The 2,644-nt window shown below is 67.2% G+C and carries 3 protein-coding genes; 1 reads left to right on the top strand and 2 read right to left on the bottom strand.

Annotated features, from left to right (window positions below):
* Positions 1–176: 176 nt before the first annotated feature.
* Positions 177–1,385, top strand: a complete 1,209-nt coding sequence (kbl, locus tag O0J73_RS22105) for a glycine C-acetyltransferase (RefSeq protein WP_008268606.1) — start codon at positions 177–179, stop codon at positions 1,383–1,385.
* Positions 1,386–1,467: 82 nt separating this feature from the next.
* On the opposite strand, the gene O0J73_RS22100 is transcribed toward kbl, so the two are convergent.
* Both O0J73_RS22100 and O0J73_RS22095 read right to left on the bottom strand, forming a co-directional pair.
* A complete protein-coding gene (locus tag O0J73_RS22100; protein WP_049457302.1) occupies positions 1,468–1,803 on the bottom strand; it encodes a hypothetical protein in 336 nt (111 codons plus the stop codon).
* Between the two features lie 84 nt (positions 1,804–1,887).
* Positions 1,888–2,610, bottom strand: a complete 723-nt coding sequence (locus O0J73_RS22095) for a pseudouridine synthase (protein ID WP_197563989.1) — start codon at positions 2,608–2,610, stop codon at positions 1,888–1,890.
* Positions 2,611–2,644: the final 34 nt, after the last annotated feature.

Genomic DNA, 2,644 nt, shown 5'->3' with positions numbered 1-2,644 from the left:
GGCGGGAAGGGGGAGCGGGCAACCGGCGCCAGACAGGCGCGGTTCACGAATTTTTAACCCGTTTGCTATTGCGATGCAACATGTGCCGGCCATGGCGGTGCCCCGCCCGGCCCGGTCGATGGCCATCGTTGCCCGGTAGAATCGGCGGTTTCCCCGTGCTGAGCCGTGCCCACGCCATGACCGACGCCTCCTCCGCCCTGACCCGCCACTACGCCGAGGAACTGGACGCCATCCGCGCCCAGGGCCTGTTCAAGTCCGAGCGGATCATCACCAGCCCCCAGTCGGCCGAGATCACCCTCGACGACGGCCGCAAGGTGCTGAACTTCTGTGCCAACAACTACCTGGGCCTGGCCGACCATCCGGACCTGATCCAGGCCGCCAAGGACGCATTGGATACCCACGGCTTCGGCATGGCCTCGGTGCGCTTCATCTGTGGCACCCAGGACCTGCACAAGCAGCTGGAGAAGCAGATCGCCGACTTCTTCGGCAAGCAGGACACCATCCTGTATGCGGCCTGCTTCGACGCCAACGGTGGCCTGTTCGAGCCGCTGCTCGGCGAGAACGACGCGATCATCTCCGACGCGCTGAACCATGCGTCCATCATCGACGGCGTTCGCCTGTGCAAGGCCAAGCGCTTCCGCTACGCCAACTGTGACATGGCCGACCTGGAAGCCCAGCTGCAGGCCGCCGATGCCGCCGGCTGTAAGACCAAGCTGATCACCACCGATGGCGTGTTCTCGATGGACGGCTTCATCGCGCCGCTGGACGAGATCACCGCGCTGGCGAAGAAGTACAACGCGCTGGTGCACATCGACGAATGCCATGCCACCGGCTTCCTCGGCGCCACCGGCCGTGGCTCGGCCGAGGTCAAGGGCGTACTGGAGAAGATCGACATCATCACCGGCACCCTGGGCAAGGCCATGGGCGGTGCACTGGGCGGCTTCACCTGCGCCAGCGCCGAGGTGATCGAACTGCTGCGCCAGCGCTCGCGCCCGTACCTGTTCTCCAATTCGCTGCCACCGCACGTGGTCGCCGCCGGCATCAAGGCGTTCGAGATGCTGGCCGCCGCTGACGACCTGCGCGGCACCCTGGCCGAGAACACCGCCTACTTCCGCGAGAAGATGACCGCCGCCGGCTTCGACGTGAAGCCGGGCGTGCATCCGATCAGCCCGGTGATGCTGTACGACGCGCCACTGGCACAGAAGTTCGCCGAGCGCCTGCTCGAAGAAGGCATCTATGCGATCGGCTTCTTCTTCCCGGTAGTGCCCAAGGGCCAGGCCCGCATCCGCACCCAGATCAGTGCGGCACACAGCCGCGAGCACCTGGACCGCGCGATCGATGCCTTCACCCGCATCGGCGTCGAGCTGGGCGTGATCAAGGGTTGATCCCACACGCAGAGCGTGCCGACCAGGGTCGGCACCCACCGGGGCTTGAGGACGTGCCGACCAGGGTCGGCACCCGCAGGCCTTATTTCTTTTTCTTCTTGTCCTTGGGCTGATCCTTGCTGGCCACCACCACCGGCTTGGCGGCGGCGTCCTGGCCATTGCCCTTGGCAACGCGGATGCCGTTGGCCTTCATCCAGGCATCGAACTCGTCGGCGGTCATCTTCCTGTCGCCGTCGCTCATCAGGAAGCGGTAGCTGCCGCGGCCATCCAGCTCCGGGGTCTTCACTTCCACCACGGGGGTCTCGGCCGGCGTTTCCGCCTTGGCCACCTTCTTGTGGCCGCCACAGGCGGTCAGCAACACCATCGGCAGCAGCAGGCCTGCACAGCGCAGGGTTTGGTTGAGGGTCAGGTGGTACATGGGCAGGCTCCGTTCGGGAAATTCAACAACCAGGCGCCCCTACGCCTGGAACGGTGGCCGGCAACCGCCGGCCGCGGGCGATGGTCAGCCCGGTGCAGCGGCCCCCAGCCGCTGCTGGTCGCTGACCTCCAGAACCCGCCATTGGCCCTTGCCGAGATCGCCGAGCACCAGCCCACCGATCGCAACCCGGACCAGGCGCAGCACCTGCAGGTCGAAGGCCGCCAACAGGCGGCGGATATGGCGGTTGCGGCCCTCGTCGAGGACCACCTCCAGCCATGCGGTCTTGTCACCGCTGCGCAGCACGCGCACGGACTGGGCGGCGAGGAACTCGCCTTCGTCCTCCACGCCCGCCTGCAGTGCCTCCAGGGTGGCGTGATCGGGCATGCCATCCACCTGCACGTGGTAGGTCTTGTCCGGCCCACTCTGCGGGTCGGTCAGGCGCGCAGCCCACTGCGGATCATTGCTGAACAGCAGCAGCCCTTCGCTGGCCTTGTCCAACCGCCCGACCGGTGCGATCCATGGCAGGCCGGCACCATCAAAGCAGCGATACACGGTGTCGCGGCCGCGCTCATCCTGCACGGTGGTCACCACCCCGCGCGGCTTGTTGAGCATCAGGTACAGGCGTTGTGGCGCTGCCAGCGGCTGGCCGTCGAGCTCGATCGGCGGCGCCGGCTGGCCAATCGGAAACTCCGGATCGCGGACGATGCGGCCGGACACCCGCACACGGCCTTCGGCGATCCAGCGCGCGGCCTCGCTGCGCGAGCACACGCCGGCCTTGGACAGCACGCGCGCCAGGCCATGGCGCACGCCACTGGAGACATTCGGAACCGCACGCCCACGC

This window comes from Stenotrophomonas sp. Sm6012, from assembly GCF_030985895.1.
GTDB classification, from domain to species: Bacteria; Pseudomonadota; Gammaproteobacteria; order Xanthomonadales; family Xanthomonadaceae; genus Stenotrophomonas; species Stenotrophomonas forensis.
This window is presented reverse-complemented; position numbering and strand designations above follow the sequence as displayed.

Excerpts from the sequence above, each read along its gene's own strand:
- kbl (WP_008268606.1), top strand. The coding sequence starts at position 177 with ATGACCGACGCCTCCTCCGCCCTGACCCGCCACTACGCCGAGGAACTG.
- O0J73_RS22100 (WP_049457302.1), bottom strand. The coding sequence starts at position 1,803 with ATGTACCACCTGACCCTCAACCAAACCCTGCGCTGTGCAGGCCTGCTG.